This window comes from Marinobacter nauticus ATCC 49840, from assembly GCF_000284615.1.
Taxonomy (GTDB): Bacteria; Pseudomonadota; Gammaproteobacteria; order Pseudomonadales; family Oleiphilaceae; genus Marinobacter; species Marinobacter nauticus.
The window spans coordinates 1,201,050-1,219,120 of sequence record NC_017067.1 but is presented as its reverse complement, the minus strand read 5'-3'; the positions used below and the strand labels follow the sequence as shown (position 1 = coordinate 1,219,120).

Genomic DNA, 18,071 nt, shown 5'->3' with positions numbered 1-18,071 from the left:
CCGATCTGGCTGGCGTCAGCCCTTAACCCGTCACCGTCTCCTGTTCAAATATTTCCAGCACAGTTCGGAAGCTCTCCTCGGGAGGGGCAGAAAACCGCAGGACTTCCCCGGTGGCCGGGTGTGAAAGTTCCAGCTCAGTGGCCGCCAACATCAACCGCCCATAGCCGAACCGTTCAGCAAAATACCGGTTGTGCCGGCCGCGCCCGTGATTGGCATCCCCGATAATCGGATGACTAATATGCTTCATGTGCCGCCGGAGCTGATGTTTCCGGCCGGTTTCGGGCTTCAGCTCCACCAGGCTGTAACGACTGGTGGGGTATCGCTCAATAGAGACCGGCAACTCCGTGGTGGCGAGGCAACGGTAGCGAGTCAGGGCCGGCCGGACGGGCTGTTCTTCTCCCTTCAATCGGCGGTCTTCGGGCTCTTCCCGGAGTGGATGATCGATCACGCCCTGTTCCGGCGCCCAGCCTCGAACCAACGCAAGGTAGGTCTTCTTGAATTCGCCCGCCATCATTGCAAGCCCCAGTACCCTCGCCGTTGCCTGATCCCTGGCGAACAAAACGATGCCAGATGTCGGCCGATCCAGCCGATGCACCGGATAGACATGGGCTCCGCCGTTCATAGAACGGGCGTACTGCAACGCGAATTCCGTCTCATGGCGGTCAATCGGGCTGCGATGCATGAGCAACCCGGCCGGTTTGTGAACCACAAGAAGCTGGGAATCACGATAAATTTCTGTGAGCGGGTTCATAATATAAAATATCGGCCGATAAACCAGTCAGGCAGCCCGCCAGAGGCCGCCACGATACTCCATTAGCCCTAGCATCTTACAGGACCCCGCCCATGCGCTGGTACAACAAAAGCATCCTTAACCGGATCCTTACCATCATCGTGGTCTCCAACCTTCTGATAGCGATTGTTGCAGGCATCTACTTCAACCGATCATTGTCCAGCCAGGATGAATACGAACACCTGATCAGTGACGAGATTGTGCTGGCCCTGGAAGCGCAAGACATTCTCAGTGATTTCAAGACGCAGGTTCAGGAATGGAAGAACGTCCTGATTCGCGGCGCCGACGATGCGCAGCGCGATAAATACTGGCAACGGTTCCAGAAGACCGAGTCCAGTATTCAACAACAGCTGGACCAATTGATCCCAAGAATCGCTGATCAGGAAGCCCGCGCGCTGATGGACCGGTTCAGGGCCGCCCATCAACGGATGGGCGAAGCGTACCGGACGGGATACCAGGATTTCGTGGCCTCGGGGTACGACCATACCGAGGGCGATGAAGCAGTGACCGGGATTGATCGTGAACCCGCGCAACTGATTGAGCAGGCGGCCAACAAAATTCGTGACGTGGCCGTCTCCCACTCCGGCGAATTGCGGGACAGCGCAACGGAAACCACCTGGCTGATGGGTGGCTTGCTGCTCGCTGCCATCGTGATGGGCACGCTGGCCTGTCTTGGTGTTCTGGTGACGTCCGTGGTACGTCCGACCCAGGAGCTGATTGCCAAACTGAGCAGAATTGGTGAGGGCGACCTGACAGACCCGGTAACCCTGAAACGCCCGGACGAGCTGGGTCGACTGGCGGACACCGCCCGAACCCTGCACCGGTTCCTGCGGGAAACCGGCGAAATGATGCAACACAACGCGTCTCAGCTGGCCGACACCGGAGCGATGATTCGGTCCAACGCCGACGCAGTGTCCTCTCAGTCTGACAAAGCGCACCAACGCATTGACCAGATAGCCACGGCGATGAACGAGATGTCAGCCACCGCTCAGGACGTCGCACAGCACGCAAGTTCTGTTGCCAGCCAGGTGGACGAAACCGCCAACCAGACGCGACACGCCGACGAACAGATCAACCAGGCGGTTGCCAGCATGAATCGATTGACCGATCAGATCCGCAGTTCCGCGGCCACCGTTGCTGAACTGGCCAAAAGCGGCCAACAGGTCGGCGACGTCATGCGGGTAATCCGGGAAATTGCCGACCAGACCAATCTACTGGCGCTCAACGCCGCAATAGAGGCTGCCAGAGCTGGAGAAGCCGGGCGGGGTTTTGCGGTCGTTGCCGATGAGGTTCGCAACCTGGCAGCCAAAACTCAGGACGCCACCGTGGAAATAGATGAGATCATTGCCTCCATTCAGAATGGCTCCCGGGACGCCACAGAGTACATGCAGGCCTCTGAGGTGGTCGCCAAAGAGAGTAGCGAATCCGTGGATGCAGTACGAACCACACTGGCAGACATTACCCAGAGGATGATCAAGGTAAACGACGCCACAACGCAGGTGGCCACCGCCGCTGAAGAGCAGACCAGTGTCAGCGAAGACATCAACCGAAATGTCACAGAAGTGGCCGAAATATCCGAAGCCATGCACGATGCCGCAGAGCAGAACCTGCGCACGGTTCCGGAGCTCGAGGCTATGGCCCGGAAGGCCCAGGAGTTGGCTGGGCGAATCCGCTACTGATCACGCTGTGAAATGCGCCGGACCAGCCCCCTGACCCGCTGGCCGGTGCGTTCTCCCAGAACCAGCAAAGCCGGCGTCAGTAATAGAGTGAGCAGCGTCGCAAAGGCCAGGCCGCCTGCAATGGCGCTGGACAGCTGCGTCCACCACTGAGTGGATGGCGCACCTAGCCCCAATGATGGCTCCAACAGATTCACATTTACCCCCAACACCATGGGGGTAAGCCCAAGGATTGTGGTGATGGCCGTCAGCAACACCGGCCGGAAACGCAGACATCCGGTCTCCAGGGCGGCCTCGTAGGCGGCTTTGCCCTCCCGCTTCATCTGGTTGAAGGTATCGATCAGGATGATGTTGTTGTTCACCACAATACCCGCCAGCGCAATAATGCCCATGCCCACCATCACCACGCCGAAAGACTGACCGGAAAACAGCAAGCCCAGCAGCACTCCGGCGGTGGACAATACAATCGCCGACAGGATCAGAAGGGTCTGGTAAAGAGAATTGAACTGGGTCACCAGAATCAGCAACATCAGGCCAACCGCAACCAGAAAAGCGGAGGTCAGGAAGTTGGCGGCCTGCTGCTGATCCTCGTTTTCGCCGGCAAAGCGCACGCTCACCCCTTCCGGTGGCTCAGGCATCTCAGCCTGCAGGGTCCGCAGCAGCTCGTCCATTCGCCTGCCCGGCGCAATATCCGATTTGATGGTGATCGTGCGCTGGCCATCAACCCGCACGATTGAGCCGGTCTTGTCGCCTGGCTCCAGGTCCACGAATTCCGACAGCGGCACCTGACCGCGAGGGGTGTTCAGTGTCTGGCGCTCCAGGTGATCCAGCTCCCGCCAATTGTTGGGCACCCGCACCGCAATGTCCACCTCATCGCGAACATCTTCCGGCCGGTAGGTGGCCAGCACCAGGCCATTGGTTACCAGCCGAACCGCACTGCCGATGCTCAACACATCGGTACCGAATCGAGCGGCCGCCTCACGATCCACATTCAGGCGCCACTCGATCCCGGGCAAGCTCCGGTCGTCTTCAATATCGACAAAACCACCGAGTTCGCGCATGCGGTTCTCAATGCTGTCGACATAGCCATCCAGCTGTGTGCTGTCCATACTGCTGACCTGCAGCTCGATGGGCTTGCCTTCAGCCGGGCCGCCCTCCTGCTTGCGGAACTCCAGTTCAATACCGGCGATATCTGCCGTACGTTCCCGAAAGTCTTCCAGAATATCCGTGGCAGTGCGGCGGGTGTACCAGTCCGTGAACTGGAACTGCAGAACGCCGATCACATCCGGAGCCATCTGGGAGCTGGTGGTCACCATGGAGCGCGCATACAGGGCCTTTACCTCCGGCATATTCTGCAGCCGAGACTCCACTTCACGCACAATGGCATCCCGTTCCCACACCGAAAGATCGCCACGAGCCCGCACCTGAACCTGGGCCGACTCGGGCTCGACACTCGGGAAAAACTCGACACCATGGTTAAAGCGCCCATAGGCGGCGTAGATCACAACAATCACCATCAGGGTGCCGAGCAAGGTCAGGCCCGGGCGCTGCAGAAGAGCGGCCAGCACCTGTCGGTAGCCCCGCATGAAACGCCCTTCACTGGCATCCTGGTGGTGCCGGCGACCACCGCTCACGCCACCCAAAACCGGGAGAAAAACCAGCGCCATGGCCAGCGAAGCAATCAGGCAGATCAACACGGTCATCGGCAGGTATTTCATGAATTCGCCCACCACTCCGGGCCAGAACAGCAGCGGCACGAAGACCGCAAGCGTCGTCGCCGTGGAGGCAATAACCGGCCAGGCCATGCGCGAGGCTGCTTCCACCCAGGCGGCTTTGACCGGCTGCCCGTCCGACAGATTCCGATCTGCCAGCTCAGACACCACAATGGCGCCATCCACCAGCATGCCCGCCACGAGGATCAGGCTGAACAGCACGACGATATTGAGCGTCAGGCCCATGCTCCAGATCACCAGGATGCCGGTCAGAAACGCCCCGGGGATGGTGAGCCCCACCAGCACAGCTGAGCGTGGGCCCATGGCCGCGATCACCACGATGATTACCAGCACAATGGCAGTCAGCACGTTGTTGAGCAGATCCGAGAGGATATCGCGCACTTCCTCGGACTGGTCCATGATGAAGCGGATATCGAGGGTCTCCGGCAACCGGGGCCGGGCCTCATCAATCAGGGTGCGAATCTGCTCAATGGTTTCAATAATGTTGGCGCCCGAGCGCTTGGAAACTTCCAGTACCAGGGCTGGCTCCCCGTTGATGCGGGCGAAGCCGGTCGGGTCTTTGAAGGTGCGCTGCAGCATGGCCACATCACCGAAGGTAACCACAGTGTCGCCGTCTACCTTAACAGGCATCGACATCACATCTTCGATGGTTTCGATTACTCCCGGCACTTTCAGCGCCATCCGACCATTACCCGTGTCGAGTGAGCCGGCAGCCACCAGCTGGTTGTTCCGGGTAACCAGGGAGGCCAACTGATCAAAATCGATGCCGTAGCTTTCCAGCACCTGGGGATCCACCACGATCTCCAGCAGATCCTCCCTGTCGCCACCAATTTCCACCTCCAGCACTTCGGGAATGGCTTCGATGGCATCCTGAAGTCGGCGCGCAATGGTGATCAGCTCGCGTTCCGACAGCGGACCGGACAGGCCTACCGACAACACCGGAAACAGCGACACGTTGATTTCATTGACCCGGGGTTCGTCGGCTTCCTGGGGTAGCTTGCTGCGGGCGGTATCCACCTTCTCCCGGACATCCTGCAGGGCCTTGTCCGGATCGAAACCGGCGTCGAATTCAAGCATCACCGAGGCATGGCCTTCTGAGGCGGTACCCCGCATTTCCTTGATGCCTTCCAGCGAGCGCAGCTCCTGCTCCATGGGCCGGACCAGCAGGCGCTCAGCGTCTTCCGGGCTGATGCCTTCAAGCGTCATCGAGACATAGATCATCGGGATGGTGACGTCCGGATTGGATTCCTTGGGAATCACCTGGTAGGCCGCCATACCGCCCAACAGCAGGAACAGGAACAACAACAGCGTGGTGCGGCTTCGGTCCATGGCCGCGGCAATCAATGCTCGCATGACGGTCAGCCCCGCTGGTCGGAGGTATCAACAGGGCGCACCTGTTCACCCGGCGAGACAAATCCGGCCCCTCGGGTAATCAGGCGAATCTCAGGCGGCAAGCCGGCAACCCAGGCACCGTCGGTCGAGACGCTTAGCAGCCGCACGGTCTCAAACACCACTCGATTATCGGCATCGACATACTTCACGCCGGGCCGGCCATCGTCATCCAGCCCCAGATAAGCCGGCGATATGAAGGTGGCCTGTTGTTCCGGCAGTTGAATACTCAGGCTGGCAGAGCCGCCCGCAGCCCGCTTCAATTCAGGATTCTCCACCACCACTTCCACCGCAAAACTTCGGGTGTCCGAATTGGCAGCGCTGGCCACAAAACTGACAACGCCGGCCAGCCGGGAGCCGTCCAGCAGTTGTATATCGACTGCCTGCCCCGGTTGAACCAGCGCCGCCGATTGTTGGGGGATCTGTCCGGTGGCTTTCAGGCGGTCTATCTGTACCAGCTCAAACAGGGGCGTTCCCACCTGCACCAGACTGCCTTCGTCCACTTCGCGACGATTCACAGTGGCATCAAACGGTGCGATGGGCTTGAGGTGATTCAGCGCCAGTTCAGCCGCAGCGAGTTCTGCTCGAGCCGCGGCGAGTTCACTCTGCAGACGCAGTATTTCAGTTTCGGCGGCCAGATTGCTGGAACGCAGCTTCCGGGCGGCGGCCAGATCCGCTTCCAACTTGCGAATACTGGCCTGCCAGCGCTGTACCACCGTGTCCCGACCATCCATCGACAAGGTCGCAAGCACCGTACCCGCTTTCACCTGCTGCCCCAGCTCAACGTTCAGTTGCTCAACAGTACCAGCCACGCGGGCACTGACCTGAACCGACTGCCAGGGTTCCAGTTGGCCCTGAAGCTTCAGGGCTGGCTGATAAGCCCGCGCGCTGACCGGTGTTACCTCAACCCGGGTGACAGATACCTGTTCGGAAGCCGGCGCCTCCGGCGCCTCTTCACTGGCGACTTTTACCTCACCCGTTGCCATCCATACAACCAATAAGACGATGACCAGAAGGGATAATCCCAGGGAGCTCCATTTTGCTCTTGTCATGCACCACTCGCCGTGAACAGATTTGGTTTGAGAAAGCGAAAAAGCCGGCACCGGTTGAATTTCCGGAAATAAGCCCTTGCATCCGCCTGAAAACGTGGGTTAGATTCTACACACATTGTTCAACTCAATTCAGAGCAGATTGTCGATTTCATGAATCTCAACGCAGTTATGGTCCTTGTGAAGCTAGTCCTGGTGGTCGTGGTACCGTCCGGGGGCTTTTGCGTGGACAAGCGGGTGAGATAGCGACAACCTGACAACGACACCAGAAACCCCCGGCACCGCAAGGTCCCGGGGGTTTCTTTTTTGCGGCAAAGAAAAAGGGAAAAACGACCATGAACGGCTCACAGCACATTCTTGCAGCGTTCCACCGCCATAACATCAGCACGGTTTTCGGGTATCCGGGTGGCTGCATCATGCCCCTGTATGACGCGCTGGTGGATGACGTGGGAATGGAGCATGTGCTGTGCCGCCACGAGCAGGCCTGCGCCCTGGCGGCAGACGGTTACGCCCGGGCCAGTGGCCAACTGGGGGTTTGTATTGCCACCTCCGGCCCCGGCGCCACCAACCTGATCACTGGCGTTGCCAACGCCTACATGGATTCCATTCCCCTGCTGGTGATCACCGGGCAGGTCCCCTCCGGATTGATTGGCACCGACGCCTTTCAGGAAACCGACATCCTTGGCATGACCCTGGGCATCGTCAAACACAGCTACCTGGTGGATGACCCCGAAGACCTGCCGGGCATTCTGGAGGAAGCCATCGACCTGGCCCAGGCTGGCCGCCCCGGGCCGGTATGGATTGATATTCCCAAAGACATTCTGTTGTCCGAGATTGAGGCTCCAGCCCCGGCCTGCACCGAGGCACCGCCAGCGGATTGCCCGGAGATCGGCCCGGCCCTGGCCATGCTGAAATCAGCCAGGCGGCCCCTGCTCTACAGTGGTGGCGGTGTGTCTCTGGCCGGAGCCGAAGACCGTTTTCGTACCTTTGCCGAAGTCTCGGGGCTGCCGGGCGTAGTTACCCTCAAAGGCATAGGCAACGCCGGCCGAAACAACCCGAATGATCTGGGCATGCTCGGCATGCACGGTTCCCGGGCGGCCAACAAGGCGGTTGACGAGTGCGACCTCCTGGTCGTCATCGGCGCCCGGCTGGATGACCGTGCCACCGGCAACCTGGACGGATTCGCGCCTAATGCCCGGATGATCCATATTGACGCCGATGCCGCCGAGATCAACAAACTGCGGCCAGCAGACCTGTCTCTGCGCGGCGATCTGAACGCCATTCTGGCGGCAATGACCGATGCCATTGCGGCTGAGCCACTGGCTATCGACGCCTGGCAGAAACAATGCCGCACCTGGCATACCACCGGAGGCTTTCGCGCCGCCGATAACGAGGAACCGTTGGCCCCCATTACCGGCCCCGCATTCATCCGTCAGCTTTCCGGCATCACCGGCGACGACACTGTCATCGCCTGCGATGTTGGCCAGCATCAGATGTGGGTTGCCCAGTACTACCAGTTCGCCCATCCACGCCACCACCTGACCAGCGGAGGTCTGGGCACCATGGGCTTCGGGCTTCCGGCGGCCATCGGCGCCCAGTTCTCGGACCGAACACGCACCGTCATCAACGTGACCGGTGATGGTTCGTTCATGATGAACGCACAGGAACTGGCCACCATACGGCGCTACAACCTGCCGTTGAAGCTGATCATTCTGGACAACCAGTGCCTGGGCATGGTTCGTCAGCAACAGGAACTGTTCTACAACAACCGCGAGAGCCAGATCGATCTGGACGACAATCCGGACTTTGTCGCCATGGCCCGGGCGTTCGATATCCCGGCCCTGCACATTGAGCGGACCGACCAGATCCGCCGCGGCATCGAAACCATTCTGGCTTACAACGGCCCGATGCTGCTGCACGTTGCCATCAGTCGTGAAGAGAACGTCTGGCCCATCGTCAAAGCCGGCGCCAGCAACAAGGAAATGATTGACGAACCCCGTAAAACGAACAGCCGCAAGGAGCAGGTAGCATGAAGCCGAATCATGAAAGCGCCAGTCAACGATATACCCTGAATTGCCGCATGAACCAGGAAGCGGCAGCTCTGGAGCGGCTGTGCCGGGTGGTGCGGGTACGCGGCTTCCGGATTTCCAGGATGGCCATGGAATCAACTGGCGATACCCTCGACATTGCCCTCACGCTGGAGGGTTCCCGGCCAGTTGCTATGCTTCAATCTCAGCTGGAGAAACTGCATACCGTTGCCGGAGTTGAACTGGTCTCCGATACCATGGCACGGTCGCGATCGGCTTGAAACGACGGAGAGGGATAACGCATGACAACCGATAAACGACGCCGACACTCGGCACCGGTGGTAGACGGTATCAATAAATCCGCCAGCCGGGCCATGCTCCGGGCGGTAGGTTTTACCGACGAGGATTTCCGCAAACCCCAGATTGGCATTGCCTCCACCTGGAGCAACCTTACGCCCTGCAACATGCACATTGACGGCCTGGCCCGGGAGGCCGCCAAGGGTGCCGACGGAGCCGGGGGCAAGAGCCTGATCTTCAACACCATCACCATCTCCGATGGCATCGCCAACGGCACCGAGGGCATGAAATATTCTCTGGTGTCGCGCGAGGTGATTGCTGATTCCATTGAGACCGTGGCCGGTTGTGAGGGCTTCGACGGATTGGTCGCCATCGGTGGCTGCGACAAGAACATGCCCGGCTGCATGATGGGCCTGGCCCGGCTGAACCGGCCCTCGGTCTTCGTTTACGGCGGCACCATCATGCCCGGCGAGAACCATACCGACATCATCTCCGTGTTTGAGGCGGTGGGCGCCCATGCCCGCGGTAACATGGAGCTGATCGAAGTCAAACAGATCGAGGAAACCGCGATTCCCGGGCCAGGCTCCTGTGGCGGCATGTACACCGCCAACACCATGGCCTCCGCCATTGAGGCCATGGGTATGAGCCTGCCAGGCAGCTCGGCCCAGAACGCCGTTTCCGACAGCAAACTGGCGGATTGCGAAGCCGCGGGCGCCGCGGTACTGAAACTGCTGGAAGCCGATATCAAGCCCTCCGATATCATGACCCGGGAAGCGTTCGAGAACGCCATCACCGTGGTGATCGCGCTGGGCGGTTCCACCAACGCCGTGCTTCACCTTCTGGGTATGGCCAGTACCGTGGGAGTGGAGCTGTCACTGGACGATTTCGTACGCATCGGCAAACAGGTACCGGTCCTGGCAGACCTTCGCCCCTCCGGCCACTACATGATGTCCGAGCTGGTGGCCATTGGCGGCATTCAACCGCTAATGAAGATGCTGCTCGACCGGGGGCTGCTGCATGGGGACTGCCTCACGGTGACCGGCAAGACCCTGGCAGAAAACCTCGAGACCGTGGTGCCCTACCCCGAAGACCAGCAGATCATCCACGCCTTCGACAACCCGATCAAAGCCGACAGCCATTTGCGCATTCTCTACGGCAACCTGGCTCCGGAAGGCTCGGTGGCGAAAATCACTGGCAAGGAAGGCACCCATTTCTCCGGCCGCGCCCGTGTCTTTCACTCGGAAGAGGAGGCCCAGGCACGCATCCTGGACGGCACCGTGGTGGCCGGCGACGTGCTGGTGATCCGATACGAAGGCCCCAAGGGCGGGCCCGGCATGCGGGAAATGCTCAGCCCCACCTCGGCGATTATGGGCAAAGGTCTTGGCAGTGATGTAGCTCTGATTACAGACGGCCGCTTCTCCGGTGGCAGCCATGGTTTTGTGGTTGGCCATATCACACCAGAGGCCGCCGTGGGCGGGCCAATTGCGCTGGTGGAAGACGGCGACACCATCACCATTGATGCCGTGAGCAACTCGATTGTGCTGGAAATCTCTGACGCGGAAATGGAAAAACGGCGCAAAGCCTGGACGCCGCCGGAACCCAGATTTACCCGGGGCGTGCTGGCCAAGTATGCCCGTGTGGTGAGTTCCGCATCTACGGGCGCCGTTACCGACCTGCCCTAGTTAGGGTTGGGCTCGCAGCCTTGATGTTATGGGCAGGTACGGCGGGTATGGTGGATTTTTCGCCGGAAAAAGGTGTCTGAGCGAAGCGAGTTCTTTTTCCAAGACAAATCCACCAGCCACCCCGCAAGCCCGCCCCGCAGCCAGAAGGCTAGGAACGAGGCAAACTCAAAGTCCGACGACTACCAGGCCTTATAAGGCAGAAACTTCCCGTTCATGGTAACCACCACCCGGTCGCCCTTCGGATTCTCTTCCTTCTCAATGTCCATGGTGAAGTCAATGGCACTCATGATGCCATCCCCGAACTTCTCGTGAATCAGCGCTTTCATGGTATCGCCATACACGCCTACCACTTCATACAGGCGATAGATCAGCGGGTCTTGGGGAACAGCGCCATCCCACGCTTTTTTGGGGCAGACCTGCAGGGCTTCGGCTACCGGCTTGTCGAGGCCGAGGGTTTCGCAGAGGGCGAAAGCCTTGTCCTCGGTGAGGCTGTTCATCCCGAGAGCCGCAGAGGTGGTGAACACCGGCGACAGCCCCACTGCCTCGGCAATCGCTTCCCAGGTCATGCCCTTGGCAACTTTGGCTTCAAGGATTTTTGCGGTCATCAGTTCTTTGTTCATCATGGTTGGTTCCTCTCTTCACTTTTAACGTCAGGCATTCACCGCACGAGCGGCAGTTTCGGATTCGGTTTCAGGTTCAGCCGGTTCCGGCTGAGCGGTACCTTTGGCAGGCTCGACAACTTTCGGGCTGCCGTCTTGTTCCGGCAGGGCCGAGCCGCTTCGGTTGACCAGGAAGTCAACCAGGTAGTCCCGGGTCTTGTGGTAAGCCGGGTTCTGGAAAATGGTGGCCCGCGCCCGCGGATGCGGGATGTCCACTTTCACACTCTCGGCGATGCGAGCATTGGGGCCGTTGGACATCAGAAAGATGCGGTCGGAAAGGAGAATGGCTTCATCAACATCGTGGGTGATCATGAACACGGTCTGGCGGGTTTCTTCCCAGATCTTCACCAGTTCATCCTGAATCACTCCTCGCGTAAGGGCATCCAGCGCGCCGAAGGGTTCATCCAGCAGCAGGAGTTCCGGCTGGGTAGCGAAGGCCCGGGCGATGCTCACCCGTTGGCGCATGCCGCCTGAGAGCTGTGAGGGCTTGCGGTTCATGGCGTGCTCCAGGCCCACCATTTTCAGGTAGCGCTCGCTGTGCTCCCGCACCTTTTCCTTGGACCAGCCGGGCCAACGGGCTTTCACCGCAAATACGATGTTGTTCAGGGCCGTTTTCCAGGGCAGCAAGCTGTAGTTCTGAAACACCACGCCGCGCTCCAGGCCCGGGCCCTTTACTTCCTTGCCGTTCATCACCACGTTGCCGGCGCTGGCTTCGTCCAGGCCAGCCAGCACGTTCAGGATGGTGGATTTGCCGCAGCCGGAGTGGCCGATGATGCAGACGAACTCGCCTTTCTCCAGGGCAAAGCGGATATCCTCGAAGACGGTCAGCTCACCGCCCTGGCCATCCGGATAGACTTTGGACAGACCATCTACTTCCAGGAATGGTTTACTCATAACAGGTCTCCGTTCGGAGGGTTGAGGCCGGCATCGGCGGCCGGTGCCGGGCCGCTCATTCTTTGTACTCCACCAGTTTCTGGGCCTTGCCCAGGGCCAGGTCCAGCAGCATTCCCACCACCCCGATCATCAGGATGGAGAAGATCACACTGGCCAGATCCAGGTTGTTCCACTCGTTCCACACGTAGTAGCCAATGCCGGTGCCGCCCACGAGCATTTCCGCCGCCACGATGACCAGCCAGGCAATACCGATGGAGATGCGCATGCCGGTCAGGATGGTGGGCGCGGCCGCCGGCAGAATCACGGTTAACGCGGTTTTGATCGGCCCCAGTTCGTGGGTTCGGGCCACATTCACCCAATCCTGCCGGACATTGGCCACACCAAAGGCGGTGTTAAGCAGCATCGGCCAGATCGAGCAGATGAAGATCACGAAGATGGCCGAGGCGTCCGAGTCCTGGATTATGAACAGGGCCAGGGGCATCCAGGCCAGCGGCGAAATCGGCCGCAAAACCTGGATGTAGGGGTTCAGGGCCTTGTACATCAGTGGAGACATACCGATCAGGAACCCCAGGGGCAAGGCGATGGCCATGGCCGCCAGGTAGCCGGTAAGTACCCGGTAAACCGAATAGGCCAGCTGGATGCCGATACCCTTGTCGTTGGCGCCGGCGTCGTAGAACGGATTCGACAGCTCGGCCCAGGCCAGCTTGATCACCGCTGAAGGTGGCGGTACCCGGGATTCCTGGTCGGCGCCACCCATGAGCATTTCGTATTCACTCATTCCGGTCTGGGCTTCCGGCGGCTGGGTTGCCATTTCCCATAGCCCCAGGGCCACAATCAGGAACGACACCGACAGCAACGCCGCCCGTATGTTCAGGGAAGCCATGGTTATACCCTCCCGATGGCAAAACTGCGGGCATACTCTTCCGCGCTGTCCGGATCAAAAGTCTTGCCCATGATGGTGTGGGTCTTGTAGGTCTTGTCCGGCGCGCTGTAGCCCATCTCCTCCATGAGCTTGCCGGTTTCTCCAGCCAGGTAGACCTGCTCGGCGATGCCCTTGTAATCCACGTCGCCCTCGATGTAGCCCCAGCGCTTCATCTGGGTGAGGATCCACACACCCATGGAATGCCAGGGGAACGGATCGAAATCGATGCGATCCGGCACATTCTTCACCTCGCCCAGGCCGTCCGCGTAGTACCCGGTCAGCACCTGCTGTATTACCGGGACCGGCTGGTTCAGGTAGTTCTTGGGCGCGATGGCTTCGGAAATTTCCTTTCGGTTTTCAGGGTTGTTGGAGTATTGGGTGGCATCAATGATGGCGCGCAGCAGGGCTCCATAGGTATTCGGATTCTGAGTCGCAAACTGCTGGCTGCAGGCGAAGGCGCAGCAGGGGTGGCCTTCCCAGATATCCTTGGTAAGCATGTGAATGAAGCCCACCTTTTCCCACACGGCACGCTGGTTGAACGGGTCCGGTGACAGGTAGCCATCGAGGTTACCGGCACGCAGGTTGGCCACCATCTCGGGTGGCGGAACCACTCGGATCTGCACGTCCTTGTCCGGGTCGATACCGTTCTCGGCCAGGTAGTAACGCAGCAGGAAGTTGTGCATGGAGTATTCGAACGGCACGCCGAACTTGAAGCCCTTCCACTGCTTGGGATCGCGTTTGTCCTTGTGGTCCACGTGCAGCACGATGGCCTGGCCGTTGATGTTCTCCACCGCCGGCATGATGAACGGCTCCGGTGTGGAACCGGCACCCATGGTCATGGCCAGGGGCATTGGGGTAAGCATATGGGACGCGTCGTATTCACCGGCCAGGGACTTGTCCCGGGCCACCGCCCAGCCCGCGGTCTTGGTCACGGTCACGTCCAGGCCGTAGCGCTCATAGAAGCCCATGGGGTGAGCCATGATGATCGGCGTGGCGCAGGTAATGGGTACAAAGCCAACGTTCAGTTTGGTCTTCTCAAGCTTGCCGAGGGATTCCTTAACCGCGGCCTTGGCCTTGTCCATGGGGAACACGCTGCCCAGCAGCGCGGCGGCGGTGCCCGCACCCATCATTTTCATGAAGCTGCGGCGGCTGTGGTCGTTGTGGCCGAATACGGAGCGGACAACGGCGCTCTCGATGGCTCGGTCCATCATCTCTTCTGAATTCAGTGGCGCCTCCGATGCGTCCTGCCTGCTGACGGAAGATTTTAGGTCCAGCGAAATTGCCGGGGCGTCCTGGCCGGGCTTACAGTCCGGGCAGCCACAGGTTTTGGCGTGGATCAGCGATTTGTCTCCATCAAACGGATTACCAAGGCTCTTTGTCGTCATGGGGCACTCTCCTGAAGTACGGGTCGTTTATGCACTCTTGCGGTGCAGTAAAGTGGTGGCTCGGCTCCCGGAGAGAATCTGCTCCCGGGCCGACAACACGTTCTGGAGGAGATATCGCAGGGTTTGTGCCAACCCCAAAAAAATCTTTAACACCTTGTTTTATATTGCTTTTATTTTTCTTCGGTGCTTCCTGCCAATTACGAACTTTCGTAATTAACGATATTTCGTAGCCTCCACTACGAAATTTCAGAGTTGGCACAAGGTTTGTTCTGTCTCTGTCAGGCCAGAGAAAGGACAACCCGATGACAATCAAAGCCGCGATAACATCCACCAGTACCACCAGCTGGATTGACCACCTTCCGGAGGCGGCGCTGCTGGTGGATGCCGGGCGCGATCTCATCATCGCTGCCAACAGCGCCATGGGGCGGCTGGTCGGAACCGACAGACAGTCTCTGATTGGTACTCCCTGTACCCACCTGTTCACCGACCAGCGGCCTCAGCTCATCGCCTTTACCGAGGAAACCCTGTTTCGCAGTCATGGCTGGAGCCGGGATTTCATCCTGCAGCATCGGGATGGGCGCAACGTGGAGCTGGAGATTTCTTCCTCACGGGTGGGTGAAGCCGAATCCCAGAGCCTCCTGCTACTGCTTCGGGACCGGCGCCAGCTGCGCACCTTGCGGGAACGACACGACGCCAACCACTACCACCGGGGTGGCCTGCTGGAATGGCGGCGGGTAGAAGAACTGTTCAAGGACATGGAGCGGGAAAACCAGTTGATCCTGCACGCGGTGGGCGAAGGCATTTACGGGGTGGATGCCGAGGGACGGACGACCTTTGCCAACCCGGCAGCGGAACGCATGCTGGGCTGGCGCATTGACGAGCTGATGGGAAGGGTGATTCACCGGGTGGTGCACCACTCCCACGAAGACGGCAGCATCTTCCCCCTGAAAGAATGCCCTATCTATGCCGCGTTTCGGGACGCCAGTGTAAAACGGGTTGGCGAGGACTGGTTCTGGCGCAAGGATGGCACCGGCTTTCCGGTGGAATACACCAGTACGCCCATTATAGACAATGGCCACCCGGTTGGTGCCGTGGTGGTGTTTCGCGATATCTCTGCCCGGCTTGAGACTCAGAAGGAATTGCAAAAAGCACTGGAGGAAGTGGAAACCCTGAAACACCGCCTGGAAATGGAAAACGCCTACCTTCAGGAAGAACTCAGTGCGGAATACCACTTTCACGAAATTTTAGGCCAGAGCGATGCTATCAAAGCCATCGTGCGCAGAATCGGAATGGTCGCCCCAACCGATGCCAACGTGTTGATCACTGGGGAATCCGGTACCGGCAAGGAACTCATTGCCCGGGCCATTCATCAGTCGAGCAGCCGGAGGGATCGCCCCCTGATCCGGGTAAACTGCGCAGCGATTCCCAAGGATCTGTTTGAGAGTGAGTTCTTTGGCCATGTAAAGGGTGCCTTTACCGGAGCCGTCAGTGACCGGGTTGGTCGCTTCGAGCTCGCCGATGGGGGTACCCTTTTTCTGGATGAAGTGGGCGAGATCCCACTGGAGCTCCAGGGCAAGCTGCTGCGGGTCTTGCAGGATCAACAGTTCGAACGCGTGGGGGAAAACCACACCCGAGCCGTGGACGTTCGTGTCATTGCCGCCACCAACCGCGACCTGAAAACCGAGGTCCGGGACAAAAACTTCCGGGAGGATCTGTACTTTCGCCTGAATGTGTTCCCTATTGAGTCGGTGCCGTTGCGCCGACGTATCGAGGACATTCCCATTCTCGCCCAGGAGTTTCTGAACCGGGCGTGCCAGAAATTCAACCGGCCACCGCTGGCACTCCGGGAGCGGGACGTGGAAACGCTCAAAGCTTACCCGTGGCCAGGCAATGTTCGGGAGCTGGAAAACGTTATTGAACGTCAGGTGATCACAGCCGATGGCCGGCTGGATCTGGACCTGCAGGGTCCGGATTCTGCCGCCAGACACACGCTGGAACCCATGCCGCCAGCCAGGCATTTCGACGGTGAACTGATGACAGAGCACGAACTCAGGGAGCTTGAGACAAACAACCTGAGACGAGCCCTGAAAATCAGTGGCGGCCGGGTGTTCGGCGACGATGGCGCCGCTGCGCTGCTGGGTGTCAAACCGACCACCCTGTCCTCACGCCTGAAAAAGCTGAAAATCGAACCGCGACAATTCCAGGAACGGGATCTTTAACCCGGCCACCCCGCAAGCCCGCCCCAGAGCTGACAGGCTACAGGGAATATAAGCCGATCAGATCAGCTCAATAGCCACAGCCGTGGCTTCACCACCACCGATGCAGAGCGAGGCTACACCACGCTTAAGCCCACGCTGTTTCAACGCATTGATCAGGGTGACGATGATCCGGGAGCCGGAGGAACCAATCGGATGCCCCAGTGCACAGGCACCGCCGTGCACGTTGACCTTCTCCGCAGGAAGCTTCAGCTCATTGATCGCCGCCAGGGTGACCACGGCAAAGGCTTCGTTGATCTCGAACAGATCGACATCGTCCAGCGTCCACCCCGCTTTCTTGAGCACCTTCTCGATGGAGCCGATCGGTGCGATGGTGAATTCGGACGGCAGGCGTGCGTTGGTAGCGTGGGCCACGACCCGGGCCTGCGGGGTCAGGCCCCGGGCATCGGCTTCGGCGGCGGAGGCCAGTACCAGCGCGGAAGCACCATCACTGATGGAGCTGGAGTTGGCGGCGGTGACAGAACCGTCCTTGGCGAACGCGGGTTTGAGGTGTGGAATTTTTTCCGGTTTGGCGTTGCCCGGTTGTTCATCGGTATCCACTTCGGTGTCGCCGCCTCGGCCCGGGACGGTTACCGGTACGATTTCGTCCCGGAACCAGCCGTTTTCGATGGCCGCCAGGGATTTTTGCAGGGAGCCGATGGCGAATTCGTCCATAGCCTGGCGGGTGATGTCGAATTTATCTGCCGTACGCTGGGCGAATACGCCCATCAGGCCACCCTCGTAGGCATCTTCCAGGCCGTCCAGGAACATGCTGTCGAGTACCTGGCCATGGCCCATGCGCATGCCGGCGCGGGCTTTCGGCAACAGGTACGGTGCCTGGCTCATGTTTTCCATGCCGCCGGCGATCATGATGTTGTTGGTGCCAGCTTTGATCTGGTCGTGGGCCATGATGACGGCCTGCATGCCGGAGCCGCACATTTTGTTGATGGTGGTGCAGCCGGAGCTGTCCGGGATGCCAGAGGCCCTCGAGGCCTGACGCGCCGGCGCCTGGCCCAAGCCACCGGGCAGCACGCAGCCCATGATCACTTCCTGGATGTCTGCCGGCTGAAGGCCGGAGCGTTCAATGGCTGCCTTAATGGCGACGGCACCCAGGTCCGGTGAACGTACCGTACTCAGGGAGCCCATCATTCCGCCCATGGGGGTTCGGGCGGAGCCTGCTATAACGATGTCATTGTTGTTCATTGAATCTGGTCTCCATGTTGGGAGTCAGGTTCGATCAGGGGGATACCTTTCCGAGACACGCTGTGAATACATCCCTGTACGCTCGACAAAAGCCATCCATGGCTTTTGAC

13 protein-coding genes are annotated in these 18,071 nt (G+C 59.7%); 5 read left to right on the top strand and 8 right to left on the bottom strand.

Annotation, left to right across the window (positions count from 1 at the left end):
- Positions 1-22: 22 nt before the first annotated feature.
- Positions 23-751 (bottom strand): pseudouridine synthase, encoded by a 729-nt coding sequence (locus tag MARHY_RS05635; protein ID WP_014420945.1) that lies wholly within the window; start codon positions 749-751, stop codon positions 23-25.
- Between the two features lie 92 nt (positions 752-843).
- On the opposite strand from MARHY_RS05635, the gene MARHY_RS05630 reads away from it, so the two are divergent.
- Positions 844-2,469, top strand: a complete 1,626-nt coding sequence (locus MARHY_RS05630; protein ID WP_014420944.1) for a methyl-accepting chemotaxis protein — start codon at positions 844-846, stop codon at positions 2,467-2,469.
- On the opposite strand, the gene MARHY_RS05625 is transcribed toward MARHY_RS05630, so the two are convergent.
- Both MARHY_RS05625 and MARHY_RS05620 read right to left on the bottom strand, forming a co-directional pair.
- Entirely contained in the window at positions 2,463-5,552 is a 3,090-nt protein-coding gene (locus tag MARHY_RS05625; RefSeq protein WP_014420943.1) for an efflux RND transporter permease subunit, read from the bottom strand. The genes MARHY_RS05630 and MARHY_RS05625 overlap by 7 nt on opposite strands.
- Before the next feature lie 5 nt (positions 5,553-5,557).
- The gene (locus tag MARHY_RS05620) at positions 5,558-6,640 is read right to left on the bottom strand and encodes an efflux RND transporter periplasmic adaptor subunit (protein WP_041654607.1); all 1,083 of its coding nucleotides are present in this window, start codon (positions 6,638-6,640) and stop codon (positions 5,558-5,560) included.
- A 332-nt stretch (positions 6,641-6,972) separates the two neighbouring features.
- Between MARHY_RS05620 and ilvG the strand changes: the two genes are divergently transcribed.
- The 3 genes from ilvG to ilvD are packed head-to-tail and all read left to right on the top strand — an operon-like array spanning position 6,973 to position 10,643.
- Positions 6,973-8,670, top strand: coding sequence for an acetolactate synthase 2 catalytic subunit (gene ilvG, locus MARHY_RS05615; RefSeq protein ID WP_014420940.1), 1,698 nt, complete (start codon positions 6,973-6,975; stop codon positions 8,668-8,670).
- Positions 8,667-8,945 carry an ACT domain-containing protein gene (locus MARHY_RS05610; protein WP_011785586.1) on the top strand — a complete coding sequence of 93 codons (279 nt, stop codon included), beginning with the start codon at positions 8,667-8,669 and terminating at the stop codon, positions 8,943-8,945. Before ilvG ends, MARHY_RS05610 begins: the two co-directional genes overlap by 4 nt.
- Before the next feature lie 21 nt (positions 8,946-8,966).
- Complete coding sequence (ilvD, locus tag MARHY_RS05605; RefSeq protein ID WP_014420939.1) at positions 8,967-10,643, top strand: dihydroxy-acid dehydratase; 1,677 nt, start codon at positions 8,967-8,969, stop codon at positions 10,641-10,643.
- Between the two features lie 179 nt (positions 10,644-10,822).
- Here ilvD and cynS read toward each other — a convergent pair whose 3' ends face one another.
- From cynS to MARHY_RS05585, 4 genes are read right to left on the bottom strand one after another with little or no spacing between them, the layout of a single operon-like run.
- A complete protein-coding gene (gene cynS, locus MARHY_RS05600) occupies positions 10,823-11,266 on the bottom strand; it encodes a cyanase (RefSeq protein ID WP_014420938.1) in 444 nt (147 codons plus the stop codon).
- Between the two features lie 27 nt (positions 11,267-11,293).
- The gene (locus MARHY_RS05595) at positions 11,294-12,196 is read right to left on the bottom strand and encodes an ABC transporter ATP-binding protein (protein WP_014420937.1); all 903 of its coding nucleotides are present in this window, start codon (positions 12,194-12,196) and stop codon (positions 11,294-11,296) included.
- 55 nt (positions 12,197-12,251) lie between these two features.
- Positions 12,252-13,079 (bottom strand): nitrate ABC transporter permease, encoded by an 828-nt coding sequence (ntrB, locus tag MARHY_RS05590; RefSeq protein ID WP_014420936.1) that lies wholly within the window; start codon positions 13,077-13,079, stop codon positions 12,252-12,254.
- A 2-nt stretch (positions 13,080-13,081) separates the two neighbouring features.
- Positions 13,082-14,503 carry an ABC transporter substrate-binding protein gene (locus tag MARHY_RS05585; RefSeq protein WP_014420935.1) on the bottom strand — a complete coding sequence of 474 codons (1,422 nt, stop codon included), beginning with the start codon at positions 14,501-14,503 and terminating at the stop codon, positions 13,082-13,084.
- Between the two features lie 302 nt (positions 14,504-14,805).
- On the opposite strand from MARHY_RS05585, the gene MARHY_RS05580 reads away from it, so the two are divergent.
- The gene (locus MARHY_RS05580; protein ID WP_014420934.1) at positions 14,806-16,722 is read left to right on the top strand and encodes a sigma 54-interacting transcriptional regulator; all 1,917 of its coding nucleotides are present in this window, start codon (positions 14,806-14,808) and stop codon (positions 16,720-16,722) included.
- Positions 16,723-16,779: 57 nt separating this feature from the next.
- Here the strand turns inward: MARHY_RS05580 and MARHY_RS05575 are convergent, their stop codons facing one another.
- Positions 16,780-17,961, bottom strand: coding sequence for an acetyl-CoA C-acyltransferase (locus MARHY_RS05575; RefSeq protein WP_014420933.1), 1,182 nt, complete (start codon positions 17,959-17,961; stop codon positions 16,780-16,782).
- Positions 17,962-18,071: the final 110 nt, after the last annotated feature.

Excerpts from the sequence above, each read along its gene's own strand:
- MARHY_RS05635 (WP_014420945.1), bottom strand. The coding sequence starts at position 751 with ATGAACCCGCTCACAGAAATTTATCGTGATTCCCAGCTTCTTGTGGTT.
- MARHY_RS05630 (WP_014420944.1), top strand. The coding sequence starts at position 844 with ATGCGCTGGTACAACAAAAGCATCCTTAACCGGATCCTTACCATCATC.
- MARHY_RS05625 (WP_014420943.1), bottom strand. The coding sequence starts at position 5,552 with ATGCGAGCATTGATTGCCGCGGCCATGGACCGAAGCCGCACCACGCTG.
- MARHY_RS05620 (WP_041654607.1), bottom strand. The coding sequence starts at position 6,640 with ATGACAAGAGCAAAATGGAGCTCCCTGGGATTATCCCTTCTGGTCATC.
- ilvG (WP_014420940.1), top strand. The coding sequence starts at position 6,973 with ATGAACGGCTCACAGCACATTCTTGCAGCGTTCCACCGCCATAACATC.
- MARHY_RS05610 (WP_011785586.1), top strand. The coding sequence starts at position 8,667 with ATGAAGCCGAATCATGAAAGCGCCAGTCAACGATATACCCTGAATTGC.
- ilvD (WP_014420939.1), top strand. The coding sequence starts at position 8,967 with ATGACAACCGATAAACGACGCCGACACTCGGCACCGGTGGTAGACGGT.
- cynS (WP_014420938.1), bottom strand. The coding sequence starts at position 11,266 with ATGATGAACAAAGAACTGATGACCGCAAAAATCCTTGAAGCCAAAGTT.
- MARHY_RS05595 (WP_014420937.1), bottom strand. The coding sequence starts at position 12,196 with ATGAGTAAACCATTCCTGGAAGTAGATGGTCTGTCCAAAGTCTATCCG.
- ntrB (WP_014420936.1), bottom strand. The coding sequence starts at position 13,079 with ATGGCTTCCCTGAACATACGGGCGGCGTTGCTGTCGGTGTCGTTCCTG.
- MARHY_RS05585 (WP_014420935.1), bottom strand. The coding sequence starts at position 14,503 with ATGACGACAAAGAGCCTTGGTAATCCGTTTGATGGAGACAAATCGCTG.
- MARHY_RS05580 (WP_014420934.1), top strand. The coding sequence starts at position 14,806 with ATGACAATCAAAGCCGCGATAACATCCACCAGTACCACCAGCTGGATT.
- MARHY_RS05575 (WP_014420933.1), bottom strand. The coding sequence starts at position 17,961 with ATGAACAACAATGACATCGTTATAGCAGGCTCCGCCCGAACCCCCATG.